Source organism: Sorangium sp. So ce1014 (assembly GCF_051521505.1).
In the GTDB taxonomy this organism is placed as follows: Bacteria; Myxococcota_A; Polyangia; order Polyangiales; family Polyangiaceae; genus Sorangium.
Genome location: NZ_CP150356.1, coordinates 6,273,294 through 6,291,418, shown reverse-complemented (window position 1 = coordinate 6,291,418; position 18,125 = coordinate 6,273,294). Strand labels below are relative to the sequence as shown.

Sequence of the window (18,125 nt, the reverse complement as noted above, 5' to 3'; positions counted from 1 at the left end):
CTGGAGCCTGCAATGAAGAGGCAAGAGGCAACAGGCAACACCCAACGGGCGGCAACCGGAGGAGCGCGCGGCCCAGGCCTTCCGGCGCTGTCCGACGGTGCGCGCTCCGGAGCGCCGAGCGGCGTGAGCCCCCGGAAAACGGGAGCTCGAGCCGTGCGGTGCTTCAGACCCTCAGTCGGTCGCCGGCGGCAGATAGGCGAAGAGGCAGTTGTAACCGCGGCTCGTCACATCGGCGGCCGGGGTGCCGGCCGACACCTTGACGAGCAGCCGGTTGCCTTCGGGGGCCTCCGGGAGCGCGACCTTATCGATGAACAGCTCTTCCGCTTCGGTCTCCGTGGCCGAGTGGGTGGTGGCGTCGATCGGGGTGCCGTCTCCGTTCAGCACCTCGGCGCTGAGCTCGCGGACCCCGGAGCCGTGGCGCTGGGCTCCGCAGATGACCGAGATCGTCCAGCCCGCTTCCACGTCGTCGAGGGGGACCTCGTAGACGTCGACGTCCGCGCCCCCCTCGATGTCGGCGAGCTTCCCCTCGATGGCGAAGCTGACGCCGCCCCCCCCGTTGGGGAAGGAGACCAGGCCGCCTTCCGGCGTCGTCACGTCACCGTTGGTGAGCTCCGCGGCTTCGAGCGGCTCGGAGCTCGCCCGGTTGTTCAGCAGGATGTAAAAGTCGTTCTTCCCCACCGCTCCTGCGGGGCGCTTGACGAACACGAGGTACTCTTGCCCGGCCTCCACAGGAACGGCGATATCGCCGCCCTTGGACGGATCGACCTTCGCATAGGCGCTCGTCAGGTCGGTCGCGTTGAAGACGGCGACCTCGCTGACCTCCACCGTCGAGCCATTGCCTTCGGGCCCGCCCGGGCCGGAGAAGGTGAGCTCGGCCAGCTGCGCGTTGTCGACCTCGGGGGTCGCCGGCGGGGTGAACGAATACACGTCGACGTCGGTCTCGCTCGCGAAGCTGCCGAACACGAACGTGGTGTAGTAGGCCGATTCGTCCGCTGTCAGCTGATACGGCATCGGCACGGCCTGCTCGGCGTCCTCGTTGGGCTCCGTCTCCCCGACGAGGCTGTCGGTGTCGCTGGCTGCCAGATTGACGGGAAGGAACCGCAGCGAGTAGTCGAAGCTGACGACCTCGGTCGGGTCGAAGCAACCCTCCGGGAAGGCGAACTGCGGGAAGGCCGCGTTGCAGTCCTGGACGACCACAAAATACTCGCCGTCTGCGGGCAGCACGGTGACCAGCTCGCTGTCGTTGGTGAGGCCGTCGACCGGGTCGTCGTTCTGCGCGATCTGGTTCCCGTCGGCGTCGAGCAGCGTGATGACCGTATCGGGGAAGGTCGGATCCCTCTCGGCGTCCTCCGGCTTCGCGTCGCTGATGAGGAAGACCGGCAGGCCTTTGGTTCCGGTGAACCGATAGTAGTCCGCGTCCTCTTCGAGCGGCTCGAGCGTCCCGTCTAGCCCGTTGTTGCCGGCGGGGATCTCCTCTGCTTCATCGATGCTGTCGTTGCCGTCGTCCACGTCGCCCGAGCCCGTGGAGGTGCTCGTGACGCCGCTGGTTGTGGTGGTCACGCTCGACGTCGCGGTGGTCCCGGCTCCCCCCTCGCCGCCGCTGCCGCCGCTGCCGCCGCTGCCGTCGTCATCACCACCGCAGCCCGCAGCCGTCGCCGCGATCGTGCCAAGCACGAAGAAACCCAAAAAATACATCGACCTCATGGCACCTCCAACACGTTTGCTGTCCCACAGCAGTATTTGGTGTGGCTACGTGAGAATAGTACACCTACACTCCTGCTCGTCGTGCGCGCCATGAGAGCGCACGGTTTTGACGGTCCAAGATCTGGACAAACCGTGGCGATTGGGGGCTGCTCCACAGATAAAGCCTTCAGAGGCCGGAGCGAGCTGTGGAGCTCGGTGAGCGGTGCCGGGAGGGTGATCCGTCGGGCCTGAACTCTCGTGGAGCGACCTGGTCTTCGCCCGGGCGCTCGGCGCGGCGGATCGAGCACGGCTCTCGCCGGTTAGCTCACCTCCGGCGCCTCCGCTGTCGGGGCGCGCTTCCATCCTGGTCTTCCGGGCAGGCTGACGGCGCGCGGCCGTCCTCCTGCTCGCCTCTCGCCGCCGGCTGCGTCGCGTGCTCCGATGGCCGCTGGAGCTTCCGCCATGCCCCGTCCCGCGCTCGTCTTTGCCCTGCTGCTCTTCGCTTTCCCGGCTGGCTGCTCGGGCAGCGACCCCTGCGAGGTCGTCTGCGCCAAGAACGCCGAGTGCCAGCCCGACAGCCCTGGCAAGGACGCCTGCATCGCCATCTGTCTCGGCGAATCCGACCGCGCGTCCTATGCCATCGCCATCGAGCGTCAGGCCGAATGCTACGAGGAGGAGAGCTGGTCCTGCGCCGACCTCGCGGCCGGCGCCTGCGACTACTCGCCGGAGGATTGACCGACGAGGCCCGCCACCTCGTCGTCGCCGCGCCGCCGCGCCGCCGCGCCGCCGCGCCGCGTGCCTCCTGGCGCGCCGCGCGCGTCCTACTCGGCTGCCATGAACGGGTAGGCGACTGCGTGCGGTGGGGCGAACGCCTCCTTCACGACCCGCGGCGAGACCCACCGGAGCAGGTTGAACAGGCTGCCCGCCTTGTCGTTCGTGCCGGAGGCGCGCCCGCCGCCGAACGGCTGCTGCCCGACGACGGCGCCCGTCGGCTTGTCGTTGATGTAGAAATTGCCCGCCGCGAAGCGGAGCGCGTCGCTCGCTGCCTCGATGAACGCCCGGTCCCGCGCGAACACGGCGCCCGTGAGGCCGTACGGTGACGTCTCGTCGCAGAGCGCGAGCGCCTTGTCCTCCTCGCCGTCGGGGTAGACCCAGACCGTCAGCACCGGACCGAACAGCTCCTCCGTCATCAGGGCGTGGCGCGGATCCGTGGTCTCGATCAGCGTCGGCTCCACGAACCAGCCGTCGCTCCCGTCGTGGGCGCGCCCGCCGCCGCCGCACACGACCGAGCACGCCGGGTCCTTCTTCGCCGCGGCGATCCGCTCCGTGAGCCGGGCGTGCGAGCGCCCGTCGATCACCGCGCCCATGAAGTTGCGGAAGTCGGCGACGTCCCCCATGCGGATCGCCTGGATGTGGCCCTCGAGTCGGCCCTTGAGCGCCGGCCAGAGCGAGCGGGGGACGTACGCGCGCGACGCGGCGGAGCACTTCTGCCCCTGGTACTCGTAGGCCCCCCGGACGAGCGCCACGGCGAGCGCGTCGACGTCGGCGCTCGCGTGCGCGAAGACGAAGTCCTTGCCGCCGGTCTCGCCCACGATGCGCGGGTAGCTCCGGTAGCGGCCGATGTTCTCCCCGATGCGGCGCCAGATCGACCGGAAGACAGCGGTCGATCCCGTGAAGTGGATGCCGGCGAAGTCCGGGTGATCGAGGCAGGCGTTCGAGACGAGCTCGGGCGGGCCCATGACGAGGTTGATGACGCCGCGAGGCAGGCCCGCCTCGATCAGGAGCTCCATCACGACGTGCGCGGAGTAGAGCGCGTTCGCCGACGGCTTCCAGACCACCGTGTTGCCCATCAGCGCCGGGGCCGCGCACAGGTTGCCCGCGATCGCGGTGAAGTTGAACGGCGTGGCCGCGAAGACGAAGCCCTCGAGCGGGCGAGGCTCGGCGAGGTTCCAGATGCCGGGCGCGCTCGCCGGCTGCTCCGCCGCGATCCGGTGGGCGAAGTGGACGTTGTAGCGGAAGAAATCGATGAGCTCGCAGGCGGAGTCGATCTCCGCCTGGAATGCCGTCTTGCTCTGACCGAGCATCGTCGTCGCGTTGAGCACGGGGCGGTACCGGGTCGCGAGCAGTTCGGCTGCCTTGAGGAACACAGCGGCGCGCTCTGTCCACGGCGCCCGCGACCAGGCGCGCTGCGCTCGCCGGGCGGCTTCGATCGCGCGCGCGACGTGCTCGGCGCCGCCCTGATGGGCGTGGGCGAGGAGGAGGTCGCGCCGGTGCGGCGCGCGGACCTCGTCGAGGGCTCCGGTCCGGACCGCCTCGCCGTCGATGACCATCGGGATGTCGATCGTCTCCCGTGCCCGGCGATCGAGCTCCGCCTTGAGGGCCGCGCGCTCCGGGCTGCCAGGGGCGTACGCGAGGACGGGCTCGTTCTGGGGGCTCGGGGGCGTGGCGATGGCGTCGATCATGACGCGAGTCTAGCGGGGGAGATGCGGGCGCGCAGCGCGCCGGCGCCGCCGTTCGCGACCGCCGGGTGAGCCGGATGGCCGCGCAGGGCAGCGCTCACCGCATTTCGCGGATGTCATGTTCAGGCCTCGCCCGCCTTGGGCAGCGCCCGCGCCGCCGCTACGCTCGTGCGATGCGCGAGCTCATCACGCCGCCCGATTCGATCCTCGATCCGAGCACGGGAGCGGCGCGCGCCGGGTCCTACCGGGGCGAGCTCCCGCGCGTCGACCTGAGCCCGTTCGCCCTGCGCAGGCTCGACCGGCTGCTCAGGCACAAGCGGTGGACCTACGTGGCGATCGCGTCCGACGAGGTCTTCATCGCCGTCGGGGTCGTGCACCTCGGCTACCTCGCGCTCGTGTTCGGCGTCGTCTTCGACAAGGCGGGCCGGCGGCTGCTCGTGGACCGCTCGACGTTCGGCCCTCCCTTCGCGGCGAGCGTGGGCGACGTGGGCGGCGAAGGCAGCTCCGCGCGCGCGTGGCTGCCGCGCGCGCAGGTGCGGATCGAGCGCCCGCGCGGGGAGTCGAGGGTCGCTGTGGCCGCCGCGTTTCGCGGGCTCGCGCTGGAGGCCCGGCTGGACAGCCGCGCGGCTCCGCCGGCGCTCTCGGCGATCGCGCAGGCGCCGCGCGGCGCCCTGATCGCCACCGAGAAGCGGCTGCTCCTCGGCGTCGAAGGGGAAGCGTCGGTGCTCGGCCGCCGGATCTCGCTCGATGGAGCGCTCGCCAGCTACGACTACACGAGCGGCCTCCTGCCGCGCCGCACGGCCTGGCGCTGGGGCCTCGCGCTGGGGCGCGCCGAGAGCGGCGAGCGCGTCGGTTTGAACGTGGGCGAGGGGTTCATCGGCGATGCCGAGTGCGCGCTCTGGATCGATGGCGACCTGATCCCGCTCGCAGAGGGCCGGTTCACCTTCGACGCGGCCCGGCCGCTCGACCCGTGGCGCGTCCGGACCGCGGACGGCGCCGTGGATCTCCGGTTCGTCCCCGGCGCGGCGCACTCGAACCACACGAACCTCGGCCTTGTCGTCTCGGAGTTCCTGCAGCCGATCGGCCTCTACTCCGGCACGATCCGCGTCCCGGACGGGCGGGTCCTCGAGCTCCGGGACGTGCTCGGCGTGACGGAGGACCAGGACATCACCTGGTAGCCCCGGCGGCTCCCTCGGTCAGCCGCCGCGGCGCTCGGTGATGAGCTTGTCGAGGTCGTCCTCGGTGATGAGCTTGGTGCCGTATTTGCGCGCCTTGACCGCCTTGCTCGACGCGGACGCCACGTCGGCGAGGACGAGGTAGTTGAGCTCCTTCGTGACGCTGTTCAGCACCCGGCCGCCGTTCGACTCGACGAGGTGGGTGAGCTCGCCGCGGGGGCGCACGGCCGCGCCGGTGAAGCAGAAGGTGAGGCCGGCGAGCGGCCCCTCGGCCTCGGGGGCCACCGGGACGATGCCGGCGGCGAGCAGCCGCGCGATCTCGTCGCCGCGGGCGCGCAGCCCTCGAACGATGCTCGCGGCCTTGATCGCGCCGAGCCCCGGGATGCCGGCGAGCTCGTCCTCGCCGGCCGCGAGCAGCTTCTCGATCGTCGTGTAGCCGGCGGACACGAGCAGCCGCGCGGTCTGGATCGCGAACCCCTCGATGCCGAGCGCCGCGAGGAAGACCGGCAGCGTGAGCGGGAGCCGGCTCTTCAGCTGGTCGAGGCACTTCGTGGCGCTCTTTTCCCCGCGCCGGTCGAGCTCGGCGATGTCCTTCACCGTGAGCTTGTAGAGGTCGAGCGGCTCGCGCACGAGGCCCGCGGCCACCACCTGCTCGATCAGCTTGTCGCCCCACTCCAGCGCGCCGATGGCGTCGATCCAGTTGTGGATGCGCCCCTCGATGAGGGCGCGGCACGCGGCGTTCCGGCAGAGGAGGTACTCTCCCTCGACGACGAGCGGCGCGCTGCAGACCGGGCAGAGCGACGGGGGGACCGCGACGGGGCCGCGCTTCTCGACGACCTCCTCGACGTACGGGATCACGTCGTTGCGGCGCGAGACCAGCACCTCGTCGCCCACCCCGATGCCGAGGCCGCGCACGTTGGCTGCGTTGTGCAGGGAGGCGCGCCGGACGTTGGCGCCCGCGAGCTCCACCGGCTCGACGATCGCCACCGGGGTGACGCGCCCGCTCGGCCCGGTGTCCCACTGGATCGCCACGACCGTCGTCACCTTGGCCGGCGACGCGAACTTGAAGGCGACCGCGCCGCGCGGCCTTCGGTTGACGTCGCCGAGCATGCCCTGGAGGTGGAGCGAGTCCACGTAGACGACGAGCCCGTCGATCTCGTAGTCGAGGCCCGCGCGGAGCTCGCTCGAGTAGCGCCGATAGAGCTTCACGACGTCCTCGACGTTGCCGTGCGCGGTCTGCGGCGTCGCGAAGCCGAGGTCGCGCAGCCACGCGAAGCGCGCCCGGCACGTCGGGATCTCGAGGTGATCGGCGACGTCGTAGAACAGCACCGTGCAGTGCTCCGCCCCCTGGCCGTCGAACCGCTTGGCCGCGCCCGCGGCCATGTTGCGCGGGCTGGTGACGCCGGGGAAATAGCGCTTCATGTCCGAGAGGCGGAGGATGATCTCGCCGCGCACGGACAGCCGGCCCCGCTCCCGGATCCTCGAGGGGACGCCCTTCATCCTCGCGACGTTCGCGGTGATCCGCTCGCCCCACTCGCCGTCGCCCCGGGTGATCGCGTCGACGAGCTTGCCGCCCTTGTAGATGACCTCGATGGAGATGCCGTCGAGCTTCTCCGCCACGAAGAGGTCGTCCGCGACGCTCGCACCGGCGGAGCTCGCCGGCTGCGCGGCGCCGTCGCGCGCGTCCTTCGCGAGGAGCTCGTCGCACCGGGCGACCCAGGCCCGGAGCTCGTCCTCGGAGACGACCTTGTTGAGCGAGCCCATCGGGATCTCGTGCCGCGCCTTCTCCCACTCCGTGATCAGGGAGGCCGAGCCGACCCGGGCGAGCACCGGGTGCGCGGGATCGAGGGCGCGGAGCTCATCCTCGAGGGCGTCGAACGCCGCGTCCGAGATCTCCGGGTGCCCGGCGTAGTAGCTGGCCCTATATTTCTCGATGCGCTCGGCGAGCTCATCGATCCTCGCCTTGTGCGTCGGATCCGTCGCGAGCCCGCCCTGCAGCGGGTTGCGCGCTTCGGCCTCGTCGTGGTGTGCCTGCGTCATCGCTTGCCTCGGCTCACTCGAGCTCGGTGTCGCCGGCGCGCCGGGCGGCGGCGAGGAGGTCCCCCATGCCCATCGCGAGCTCGGCCGGGAGCTCGTCCTCGCGGAACAGCCTGGCCTCGCGGATCTCGAGCGGGTTCTGTGGCGGGCGTGTGGGTGCGCCGATCCGGGCGGCGACGACGACCGTCACGGCGTGGAAGCGGATGTCGCGGTCGGGCCGCGAGTACACGCCCACGACCCGCCCGAGCTCGACCTCGGTGACGCCGGCCTCTTCGGCGAGCTCCCGCACGATGCTGTCGCGGAGCGTCTCGCCCCATTCCAGGGTCCCTCCTGGGAGCGCCCAGGTTCCGGTGTCGCTGCGGCGAATGAGCAGCCACCGGCCGTCGGCGGTCTGTGCGGCGGCGGCGATCCCGACGACCGGCCGCCGGAGCAACGCGCGCGCGACCTCCTTGGCCAGGGCGAGCACGGAGCGCGGTAACAGCGAGAGGGGAGCGATTTCCATGAGAATTTTTGCGACGTGTCAGCAAAGCATAGGAGCGATCGGCGGCGGCCGGGAGAGGGTTCCGTGCGACCTCGGCCGATCCCTCGGGCGGCCGTGAGCGGCGCGGCTCGAGCTCGGCCCCGGGTGAGGGGCAGGCTACGCTCGCTCCATCATGTCGTTCGTGTGGAGGGCGCTGCGCGCTCCTGTCGGATCGTACGGCCGCGCTGTCCTCTGCGGCGCGACGGCGTGGGGGGCGGCGCTCGCGTTCGCGTCGACGCCGAGCTGCACCGAAGAACGGCTCCCGCCGCCGCGCGCTCATGCCGGCACGTCGAGCGGCGCGGGCGCAGCGGGGGGCGCGCCGTCCGATGCGAGCGTCGACGAGGGGCCTCGGCCGGCGAACCTCTGCGAGTGCGTCGTTGCCTATGGCGGCGAAGCGGGGCGATGCGGCGATTGCTTCAACGAGCACGCCTCCCGCGGTGCGCGCTGCGAGGAGCAGCTCTCCGCGTGCGACGGCGAGCCCGGGTGCAGGCAGATCAGCGTGTGCCTCAAGGGCTGCGGTCACAGCAAGGCCTGCCAGACCGCGTGCGTGTTCCCGGACGATGCGGGCGCCGCCCACCGGGCGTTTCAGCAGGTGCTCGCCTGCGTGTGCGCCGCGTGCGGCGCGAGGTGCGCCTACTACGACGCGCCGCTCGAGTGCGCTGAGGCGGGCGCCGGGTTGGGTGGTGCCGACGGAGCTGCGGGCGCCGGCGGGGTTGCGGGCGCCGGGTTGGGTGGTGCCGGCGGAGCTGCGGGCGCCGGCGGGGTTGCGGGCGTTGGCGGAGCTGGGGGCGACGGAGGAGCTGCGGGCGCGTCCGGACAAAGAGGAATCCGGTGAAGTCCGCGCGCTCTTCCATGCGCGGTCCGCTCCGGTTCCTCGTGCGGTAGGCTTGCCCCATGCAGAAACCGGTGATCTGGGCGGCCCTCCAGCTCTCCAGCCAGGAGAACGTGAGCGAGAACCTGGCGCGGATCGAGGCGCGCGTCGTGGAGGCGGCGGGCCGCGGGGCGACGACGGTCGTGCTGCCAGAGAACTTCGCGTACATGGGCAACGAGGAGGGAAAGCGCCACATCGCGGAGGACCTCGACGCCGGCGGCGGTCCCATCGCGCATCGTCTCGCCGACGTGGCGCGGTCCGCCCGGGTGACCCTCGTGGCCGGCGGCTTCCCCGAGCGCGCGCCGGATGCGGCGAGGCCGTACAACACCTGCGCGGTCTTCGGGCCCGACGGCCGGCTCACCGCCCGCTACCGGAAGATTCACCTCTTCGATGTCGAGATCGCCGATGGCACGAAGTACCGCGAGTCGGCGTCGACGACCGCCGGCGAGCTCCCTGTCGTCACCGAGATCGACGGCGTGAAGCTCGGGTTATCGATCTGCTACGACGTCCGGTTCCCGGAGCTCTATCGCGCGCTCTCGTCGGAAGGCGCCGAGGCCATCGTCGTCCCCGCGGCGTTCACGCTGCTCACCGGCAAGGACCACTGGCTGGTCCTGCTCCGCGCGCGGGCCATCGAGGCCCAGGCGTACGTCGTGGCCGCAGCGCAGTGGGGCAAGCACCCCGGCGGGCGGGCGACCTTCGGGAAGTCGTGCGTGATCGATCCGTGGGGTGAGGTGATCGCTCAGGCCTCCGAAGGGGAGGGGATCGCGATGGCGATGCTCGACCCCGCCTACCTCGATCGGGTCAGGACGAATCTCCCCTCGCTCAAGCACAGACGACTCTGATCACGCTGTCATGGGGGTAAGCACTTTGTCTCGCGCCAGGGCGGCTGGTGGTTCCGGCGCTTCGCGTGGCCGACGTCTTGCGTTGGATCACTCAGCCGATCACTCGGCCGATCACTCAGCCGATCACTCGGCCGATCACTCAGCCGATCACTCAGCCGATCACTCAGCCGATCACTCGGCCGATCACTCAGCCGAGGCGTCGCTCGCCTCCGCCTCGCCGGCCGGGGGCAGCGAGCCGCCGCGCTTCGACAGGAGGACCCGGAGCTCCGCCGGCCGGCGGAAGCCGATGCGGCGGGCGACCTCCCGCTCGGTGTGCCCCTCGCGTAAGAGCGTGCGGGCGCGTTCCGCGCGTACCTCGTCGTAGTAGACGTGCGGCGATAGCCCGAAGGCGGCACGGAAGAGCCGCGCGAAATGAAATTCGGACAGATCGAGTTGCAGTGCGATCTCGTAGGAACGGATCCTCTGTCCATCTTCTGCAGCGCTGCGGATGTGGTCGCGACCGAGCAGGAGCCGCTCCGAGGTGCTGCGCGGGAGCGGGACTGCCGGGCGCGGCGGAAGGGTGGAGCGCGAGCCAGCGCTGGTTGCAGCGAGCTCGTGCGGCGGCAGCGCGCTGTCGCTCGGCGCTGTGGCGTCGGACGCCGGGAGCGGCGTCGGCCGTGCGACCGACTCGTCGCTCGCGGCTGCGATGGGCGTGGCCGGAACCGACAGGGAGCATGCGGCCGGCGTGTTGTGGGACGAGGAGGGTGCGATCGGAGTCGAGATGGGAAGCGCAGTCGTCACGAGTACCTCTCCAGCGGTGAAAGGGCGATGTGCCGCGGTCATCGCGGCCACCGGCGCGACGTATTGCAACCAGCAGGCCGCAAGCTGACTCAGCGCTCCCGGCTCAGGTGAATCGGCGTTCAACAGCGCAAAACGCCGCGTTTGCGAGTCAACCTGCTCGCGATGTCATAGGGGGTGTGGCCCACAGTTCACGTGGCACAGCCGCCGGGGATCCCCCGTGCCTGGCACAACGTGTCTGTGCGGCGCGCACGCCGCACGCACGCCGCGGCGGTCGCACGGATCGCGACATCGTCGCGGCGATCTTGTGACTGTCAGGTGATGAATGTGAGCCGGCGATCCGGCATCCAACGAGATTCGCGCGCGCGCGAGGAGGCGCCGCGACCTCTGGGGCGAGGGGTCGATGTCAGACGTCGATCTCGGCGTTCGGCGCGCGCTCCATGATGAAGCGGAAGCGCGCCTGCGCGTCCTTGCCCATCAGCTCGTTCAGGATGCGATCGGTCTCGATCTCTCCCTCGATCACGATGCGCAGCGCGCGCCGGCGGCGGATGTCGAGTGTCGTCGCCTTGAGGTCCTCCGCGGGCATCTCGCCTAGTCCCTTGAAGCGAGAAATATCCGCCTTGGCCGTCTTCGGGAGCTTCGCGAGGATCCGGTCGCGTTCTGCGTCGTCGAGCGCCCAGTACGTCTCCTTGCTGACGTCGATCCTGTAGAGCGGCGGCTGTGCGAGGAACACGTGACCGCCGCGGAGCAAGCCCGGCAGGTGCCGGTAGAAGAACGTCAGCAGCAGCGTCGCGATGTGCTGGCCGTCGCTGTCGGCGTCCATGAGTAGAAAAATTCTGCCGTATCGCAACTTGGAGGCGTCGAAGTCCTTGCCGAAGCCGCAGCCCAGCGCGCTCACGATGTCCTGGAGCTCCTTGTTGCCGAGCACCTTCGAGGTCGAGGCCTGCTCCGCATTGAGCACCTTGCCGCGCAGCGGGAGGATCGCCTGGGTCCGGCGATCCCGGCCCTGCTTGGCGGAGCCGCCTGCGCTGTCTCCCTCGACGATGAAGAGCTCGCTCTCGCTGGGATCGGTCGAGGAGCAGTCGGCGAGCTTGCCCGGCAGGTTGAGCCGGTGCGACACGGGGGTCTTCCGCAGGACCTGCTGGGTCGCCTCGCGCCGCGCCTCCCTGGCGCGCGCTGCCAGGATCGCGCGGGCCACGATCGACTCGCCGGCCGTGCCATTGTGGAGCAGCCACTGCTCGAGCGCGGGCCGGACCAGGCCCTCGACCGCCGGTCCGGCCTCCGCGTTGTTGAGTCGATCCTTCGTCTGCCCCTGGAACTGAGGCTCCTGGATGTAGATCGACAGGACGCCCACGATCCCCTCGCGGATGTCGTCGGCCGTCAGCGTCACCCCCTTCGGCTGGATCTTCTTCGCGTCCATGAAGGCGCGGACCGCCTTCACGATCGCGGAGCCAAAGCCCGCCTCGTGCGCGCCGCCCGCGTGCGTGGGGATGCCGTTGACGTACGACTTCACGTAGTCGTCGGTCGACTCCGTCCACTGGAGCGCGGACTCGAGCCGGATCTCGCCCTCGCGCGCGACGTAGAAGATGGTCGGGTGCGTCACGGCCTTGCCGCGCTGGGAGACCAGCTTCGGCAGGAAGTCCGCGATGCCGTTCGGGTGAAGGAGCTCGATCGACTCCCCGGACGAGAGATCGCGGAACGCGATCGCGAGCCCCCCGTGGAGGTACGCCTTGGCCTCCAGGCGCTCGCGGATGGTGTCGGGATCGAACCGCCGGCCCTGCCCGAAGATCTCCGGATCCGGCCGGAAATGGATGCTCGTGCCGTGCTTGCGGGTGGGCGCGCCCTTCTTGAGCTTGCTGCTCGGCGCGCCGCGCGAGAACGTCTGCTGGTGCTCGAACCCGTCGCGGAGCACCCGGACCTCGACGAGCTCCGAGAGCGCGTTGACCACGCTCGAGCCGACGCCGTGGAGGCCGCCCGAGACCTTGTAGCTGTCGCTCCCGAACTTCCCGCCCGCGTGCAGCGTGCAGAGGATGAGCTCGAGCGCGGGGCGCTTGTACCGGGGGTGCACGTCGACGGGCATGCCGCGCCCGTCGTCGGTCACGGTCACGCCCTGGAGATCGGCGTCGAGCGTCACCTCGATCCGCTTCGCGTGTCCGTTGATCGCCTCGTCGACGGCGTTGTCGACGATCTCCCAGAGCAGGTGGTGGTAGCCCCTGACGTCGGTGCCACCGATGTACATGGCGGGGCGTTTGCGGACGGGCTCCAGCCCCTCGAGCACCTCGATGTCAGCGGCCGTGTAACGCGCGCCGGACGCGGCGCGGACCGGGGGATTCGTGGCGGCCATGTTCAGCTCACCTCCAGCGTCGGTACGACGACGGCCGGCGGCACCACGCGGATGAAGCGGTCGCGTCGCGCGATCGGCTCGCCCTGGGTGCCGCGCGGACCGGCGATCTTGCTCGCCGCGATCTCGAGCGTCTTGCCCTTCTCCGTCTCGACCGTGATCACGTCGTTCCGGCGGAGGGCGAGGGCGGCGCCGACCAGGCGCTCGCCCTCGGCGACCCGCATCACCACCGAGCCCTTGCCCGGTCCGGAGAGCAGCGCCAGCTCCTCCACGGCCACGCTGAGCGCCCAGGCGTCGCTCGAGGCGCAGAGCACCCTGTCGGCGCCGTCCACGGCGTGGACGAACAGCACCTCGTCGCCCTCGTTCAGCTTGGCGAAGCGGCGCCCGGAGCGCGTCGACGGGTCGCGGTGCGGCCGCAGCGAGAACCGGAAGCCGAGGCCCCCGCGGGTGATCGCGAGCGCGAAGGGAGGCTCCGGCTCGGCGGAGTCCGGGGTCTGCGCCGGGACGTCGAGCGCCCTCGGATCGAACGAGAGCATCGCGATCAGCCGCTCGCCGTCCGCCAGCTTGAACAGCTTCTGCACGGGATCGCCGTAGCCGGTCGACTGCGGCACCTCGTGGATGCGGCACACGTAGCACGCGCCGAGGTTCGAGAAGAACGCGACCGTCGACCGCGTCGAGCCGGCGACGACCGCGAGCACGCTGTCGCCCTCGCGGACGCGCGTCGAGGAGAGATCCCGCACCTCGCGCACGCGCTTCACCCAGCCCTGCGCCGAGAGGATGACGTTCGCGTCCTCGGCCACGATGAAGTCTTCCGCCTGGTACTCGGGCTCGTCGATCGAGCCGACCACCTTCGTGCGGCGCTTCTCGCCGTAGGATCCCTTGATCTCGACGAGCTCGTCGCGGACGATCCCCCAGCGCTTCACGTCGCTCTTGAGCAGCCCGTCGATCCGCTTCGCCTCGGCGCGCTTCTCGGAGAGATCCTTCTGCAGGAGCAGGATCTCGAGGCGCGCCAGCCGGTAGAGCTTGAGCTCGAGGATCGCGTCCGTCTGCTCCTCGTCCAGGGTGAAGCGCTTTATCAGCTTCTCGGCCGCGTCGGCCTTGCCCTCGCTCTTGCGGATGATCCGGATCACCTCGTCGAGCGCGTCGAAGATCTTCTCGAACCCCTCGAGGATCGTGATCCGCCGCCTCAGCTCGCCGAGCTCGAACTCGAGCCGCCGCGTCACGGTCGCGTAGCGGAAGTCGAGGAACTTCGTCAGGATCTCGTGCAGGCCGAGCCGCCGCGGCGCGGCGACGTCCGCGTTGTCGGTGGGCACGAGGCAGGTGAGGTTCACCTGCACGTTGATCGCGAGCGGCGTCTGTTTGTAGAGGTACGCCATCACGAGCTGCGCGTCGGCGCCGCGCTTCAGCTCCATCACGATGCGCACCTCGGCCGTCGACTCGTCGCGCACGTCCACGAGCGTCGGCAGCTTCTTCGAGAGGATCACCTCGGCGATCTTCTCGACGATCGCCTTCCGCTCGATCCCGTACGGGATCGAGGTGATCACGAGCTGCGGTACGGCGCCGCGCTTGCCGTCGCCCTCTTCCTGCAGCCACTCGCCGCGGAGCTTCAGCGAGCCCTGGCCGGACGTGTAGACGGCCTCGAGCTCCTTCTTCGTCGCGTGCAGCTGGCCCCCCGTCGGGAAGTCGGGCCCCTTCACGTACGACAGCAGCCGCTGCGTGGTGAGCTCGCGGTTCTCGATCAGCGCGACGCAGGCGTCGATCACCTCGCTCAGGTTGTGCGGCGGGATGCTCGTCGCCATCCCGACCGCGATCCCCTGCGATCCGTTCACGAGGAGGTTCGGGAAGCGGGCAGGGAGGACGATCGGCTCGAAGCGGGTGCCGTCGTAGTTCGGGCGGAAGTTCACGGTGCGCTGGCCGAGCTCGCCGAGCAGCTCCAGCGCGAGGGGGCGGAGCTTCGCCTCCGTGTAACGCATCGCCGCCGGGGCATCGCCGTCCGCGGAGCCGAAATTCCCGTGGCCGGCGATGAGCGGCGCCCGCATCACGAAGTCCTGCGCCAGCCGGACCATCGCGTCGTAGATCGCGACGTCGCCGTGCGGGTGGTACTTGCCCATCACGTCGCCGACGACCGCGGCGCTCTTCCGGTACTTCGCGTCCGGCCCGAGGTGCAGGTCGTGCAGCATCGCGTAGAGGATGCGGCGCTGCACCGGCTTCAGCCCGTCGCGCACGTCGGGGAGCGCGCGCGACGTGATGACGCTGAGCGCGTAGTTCAGGTACCGGCGCTGCGCCTCGTCGGCGAGCGAGGTGTCGGGCGCCGGGGGCGGCGGGGGCTCGCTATCACCGGGCCGGCCGCCACGGCGGCCCTTGCGAGGCGGCTCACCGTCGGACGGAAGGGAGGGGGTTCGAGACACGCGTTACTCCAGGGAATGCTCGGGCACCGGTTGAGCAGGTGTTCCGATGTTCAGGTGAACGCTGGCGAGCCTCGGCAATTACCCAGGGGCTCGCGCTCGGTCAAGGCTGGCCCGCGGGAATTTCTGCCTGCGCGTGCTCGCCTGCGTTCGTGCGGCCCCTGGCATAGCGTCAAGTGGCCGAGAGATCGACCCGCACGCAGGGGGCTCGCGGCGCGATCGGTCGGCGACGCCCTGTTTTCGGCGTCCGCCCTTGAGACTCACGGCGCACTGGGCTACGGGGTGGCGCCTTGTACGCGACAGGCACCCGTTCAATGCTTCGCCTCCCCGGCCGCTGGCAGCGGCTCGTCTGGCTCGGCCTCTTCCTGGTGTTCGTTGCGGCAGCGGCGATACGGCCCCGGCTTGCGGCAGCTCAGGTGCCCGGAGGTGCTCCGGACACGCAGGCGCCCGGGCGCGGCGCCCCGCCGGCTGCCGCTCCGACCGGTGCCGCTCAGCCGTCTGCAACGGCCAACGCGACCGGGGGAGCCCAGCCAGGCGCCGGTACACCTGCGCAGGGGGCCGCCGATACGGCCGAACCGACGCTCGACCTGGCACCCACGGAGGCTGAGCTCGCTCGCGGACAGCCGGTGGTCCAGGTCGTCATCGCCGGCAACCGGCGGATCTCGTCCGAGGACGTGCTCGTCTACCTCGGGCAGACGCGGGTCGGCAGGCCGTTCACCCCCGAGGGGCTGGCCCGCGACGTGCGCGAGCTCTGGGACTCCGGCCTGTTCGACGACGTCGAGGTCGACCTCACCCGCCGCGACGACGGCGTGAGCTTGCGGGTGCTCGTCCGCGAGCGCCCGAGCATCAAGGCCATCGAGTTCTCCGGCAACAACGAGATCGACAGCGAGGACCTCACCGAGGCGCTCTCGGTCGAGATCAAGACCGGCACGATCCTGAGCTACGCGGCCGTCCGCCGCGGCGTGCAGAAGCTCCGCGATAAGTACGCCGAGGAGGGCTACTTCCTCGCCGAGGTCAGCTACGAGGTCAAACCGGAGCGGGAGAACCAGGTCACCCTCAAGTTCACCATCAAGGAGCACGCGCCCGTCACCGTCCGGCGCGTCACGTTCATCGGGAACCACAACATCCCGGACGAGGAGCTCCGGGAGGTCATGCTCACGGGGCAGGGAGGGTTCTTCGCGTTCGGCACGGGCGGCCCGTTCCGCCAGGACATGTTCGAGCGCGACGTCCTCGTGATCAACGCCCTCTACTACGATCGCGGCTTCCTCGCGGTGCAGGTCGCGACGCCCCGGGTGATGCTCACGCCCGACCGCACGGGCATCGAGGTCACGCTGACGATCAACGAGGGGCCGCGGTTCCGCATCCGCTCGCTCCGCGTGTACGAGCGCGACGCCGACGGCCGCGAGATCGAGCCGCTCGGCGGGCGCCGGGCGCTGCGCGAGATGGTGCGGGCCAAGCCGGGGGACTGGTTTAACCGCGCCGAGCTGGCGAAGGATCTCAGCGCGATCCAGACGCTGTACCGGGACGCCGGCTATGCCAACGTCGAGGCCTCGCCCGACACCCAGCTCGACCCGGACAGGCGCGAGGTCGACATCACCGTCGGCATCCGCAGAAACCAGCTCGTCTACTTCGGGCGCATCGAGATCCGCGGCAACACGAAGACGCGGGACAAGGTGATCCGCCGCGAGATGGAGGTGGAGGAGCGGCAGCTGTTCAGCGAGACGAAGCTGGAGCGGTCGAAGCAGCGGATCACGGCGCTCGGCTACTTCGAGCGGGTCGACATCTCCACCGAGCAGGGCGAGGACGTCCAGCACATCAACGTCAACGTCGACATCGGCGAGAAGCCGACGGGCACCTTCCAGATCGGCGCCGGCTTCTCGAGCGTCGAGAGCTTCATCGCGACGGCGCAGGTGCAGCAGGCGAACCTGCTCGGAAGCGGCCAGTCGCTCTCGCTCCAGGCGCAGATCTCGGGGCTGCGGCGCCTCGTCGACATCCGCTTCTTCGAGCCGTACCTGTTCGACAGCCCGTTCTCCGCGTCGGTGAGCGTCTACAACCAGCTGCGGGCTTACACGCAGTTCTCGCAGACCTCCACGGGCGGCTCGCTCACGCTCGGCTACCCGCTCATCGAGCCGGAGCTCCGCGCGCAGCTGACCTACACGCTGGAGCAAGACGAGATCTCGTCCTCCACGACGACCGGCCTCGGCACGGCGGAAGGGCGGTCCACGTTTCAGCGGCTCCCGCTCTACAACCTCTTCAACGACGGGATCACGTCCAGCATCCGACCGGCGCTCACCTACGACACGCGCAACAACCAGCTCTTCCCGACCTCAGGCATCTACCTGCAGGGCTCGGTGGAGCTCGCCCACAGCGCGCTCGGCAGCCAGAACGAGTTCCTGCGGTATCGCGCCACGGGGCGGTTCTACTACCCGATCACGGACAGCCTGGTCCTCAAGCTGAACACCGAGGCCGGCATGGTGACGAGCCCCAACCCGGAAGGCGTGCCGATCTTCGCCCGCTTCTTCCTGGGCGGCATCCTCGACGTGCGCGGCTTCGAGATCCGGGACATCGGCCCGCGGCTCCCGCTCCGCGAGTCCCTCGATCCGAACTCACCGCCCATCGTGAACGGCGCGAACATCGGCGGCAACCTGATGTACTACCAGAACCTCGAGCTGGAGTTCCCGCTCATCGAGGCCGTGCAGATCAAGGGCGTGGTGTTCACCGATCTCGGCAACGCGTGGAATCTCGAGAAACTCTACTGCAACGCCGCCCCCGCTTCGCCGCACGACGCCACGAACCCGTGCTTTTCGATCGAGCGTCTCCTCGATGTCCGCACCTCGTGGGGGTTCGGGTTCCGGTGGTTCTCCCCGCTCGGGCCGCTGCGCTTCGAGTGGGGCTTCCCGTTCAAGCGGCTGCCCTACGAAGAGACGTACAAGTTCGAGTTCAACATCGGCAACTTCTTCTGAGTCGCCGGGCGCCGGACGCAGCAGGGACGTGAATGCTTCCCACCCGGGCGCG

Annotated in this window: 12 protein-coding genes; 5 read left to right on the top strand and 7 right to left on the bottom strand. The window is 70.2% G+C overall.

Features of this window, described 5'->3' with window-relative positions:
- Positions 1-171: 171 nt before the first annotated feature.
- Entirely contained in the window at positions 172-1,704 is a 1,533-nt protein-coding gene (locus WME75_RS23670; protein WP_437475563.1) for a hypothetical protein, read from the bottom strand.
- A gap of 441 nt (positions 1,705-2,145) precedes the next feature.
- On the opposite strand from WME75_RS23670, the gene WME75_RS23665 reads away from it, so the two are divergent.
- A complete protein-coding gene (locus WME75_RS23665) occupies positions 2,146-2,418 on the top strand; it encodes a hypothetical protein (protein WP_437475560.1) in 273 nt (90 codons plus the stop codon).
- Positions 2,419-2,504: 86 nt separating this feature from the next.
- Here WME75_RS23665 and pruA read toward each other — a convergent pair whose 3' ends face one another.
- Complete coding sequence (gene pruA, locus WME75_RS23660; RefSeq protein WP_437475557.1) at positions 2,505-4,145, bottom strand: L-glutamate gamma-semialdehyde dehydrogenase; 1,641 nt, start codon at positions 4,143-4,145, stop codon at positions 2,505-2,507.
- 170 nt (positions 4,146-4,315) lie between these two features.
- Here pruA and WME75_RS23655 point away from each other — a divergent pair, with 170 nt between their 5' ends.
- Positions 4,316-5,320, top strand: coding sequence for a DUF2804 domain-containing protein (locus tag WME75_RS23655; RefSeq protein WP_437475554.1), 1,005 nt, complete (start codon positions 4,316-4,318; stop codon positions 5,318-5,320).
- A gap of 18 nt (positions 5,321-5,338) precedes the next feature.
- On the opposite strand, the gene ligA is transcribed toward WME75_RS23655, so the two are convergent.
- Together ligA and WME75_RS23645 are read right to left on the bottom strand one after the other, a co-directional pair.
- On the bottom strand, positions 5,339-7,357 hold the full coding sequence (gene ligA, locus WME75_RS23650; RefSeq protein WP_437475551.1) for an NAD-dependent DNA ligase LigA: 2,019 nt from the start codon (positions 7,355-7,357) through the stop codon (positions 5,339-5,341).
- 13 nt (positions 7,358-7,370) lie between these two features.
- Positions 7,371-7,856 carry an NUDIX hydrolase gene (locus WME75_RS23645; protein WP_437475548.1) on the bottom strand — a complete coding sequence of 162 codons (486 nt, stop codon included), beginning with the start codon at positions 7,854-7,856 and terminating at the stop codon, positions 7,371-7,373.
- 151 nt (positions 7,857-8,007) lie between these two features.
- On the opposite strand from WME75_RS23645, the gene WME75_RS23640 reads away from it, so the two are divergent.
- Together WME75_RS23640 and WME75_RS23635 are read left to right on the top strand one after the other, a co-directional pair.
- On the top strand, positions 8,008-8,709 hold the full coding sequence (locus tag WME75_RS23640) for a hypothetical protein (RefSeq protein ID WP_437475545.1): 702 nt from the start codon (positions 8,008-8,010) through the stop codon (positions 8,707-8,709).
- A 59-nt stretch (positions 8,710-8,768) separates the two neighbouring features.
- Positions 8,769-9,587 carry a carbon-nitrogen hydrolase family protein gene (locus WME75_RS23635; RefSeq protein WP_437475543.1) on the top strand — a complete coding sequence of 273 codons (819 nt, stop codon included), beginning with the start codon at positions 8,769-8,771 and terminating at the stop codon, positions 9,585-9,587.
- Between the two features lie 183 nt (positions 9,588-9,770).
- Here the strand turns inward: WME75_RS23635 and WME75_RS23630 are convergent, their stop codons facing one another.
- From WME75_RS23630 to WME75_RS23620, 3 genes are all read right to left on the bottom strand, one after another.
- Positions 9,771-10,367, bottom strand: a complete 597-nt coding sequence (locus WME75_RS23630) for a helix-turn-helix domain-containing protein (RefSeq protein ID WP_437475540.1) — start codon at positions 10,365-10,367, stop codon at positions 9,771-9,773.
- Positions 10,368-10,770: 403 nt separating this feature from the next.
- The gene (locus tag WME75_RS23625; RefSeq protein ID WP_437475538.1) at positions 10,771-12,708 is read right to left on the bottom strand and encodes a DNA gyrase/topoisomerase IV subunit B; all 1,938 of its coding nucleotides are present in this window, start codon (positions 12,706-12,708) and stop codon (positions 10,771-10,773) included.
- 2 nt (positions 12,709-12,710) lie between these two features.
- Complete coding sequence (locus WME75_RS23620; RefSeq protein WP_437475535.1) at positions 12,711-15,113, bottom strand: DNA gyrase/topoisomerase IV subunit A; 2,403 nt, start codon at positions 15,111-15,113, stop codon at positions 12,711-12,713.
- 623 nt (positions 15,114-15,736) lie between these two features.
- On the opposite strand from WME75_RS23620, the gene bamA reads away from it, so the two are divergent.
- Complete coding sequence (gene bamA, locus WME75_RS23615) at positions 15,737-18,073, top strand: outer membrane protein assembly factor BamA (protein ID WP_437475532.1); 2,337 nt, start codon at positions 15,737-15,739, stop codon at positions 18,071-18,073.
- The last annotated feature ends 52 nt before the right edge of the window (positions 18,074-18,125 follow it).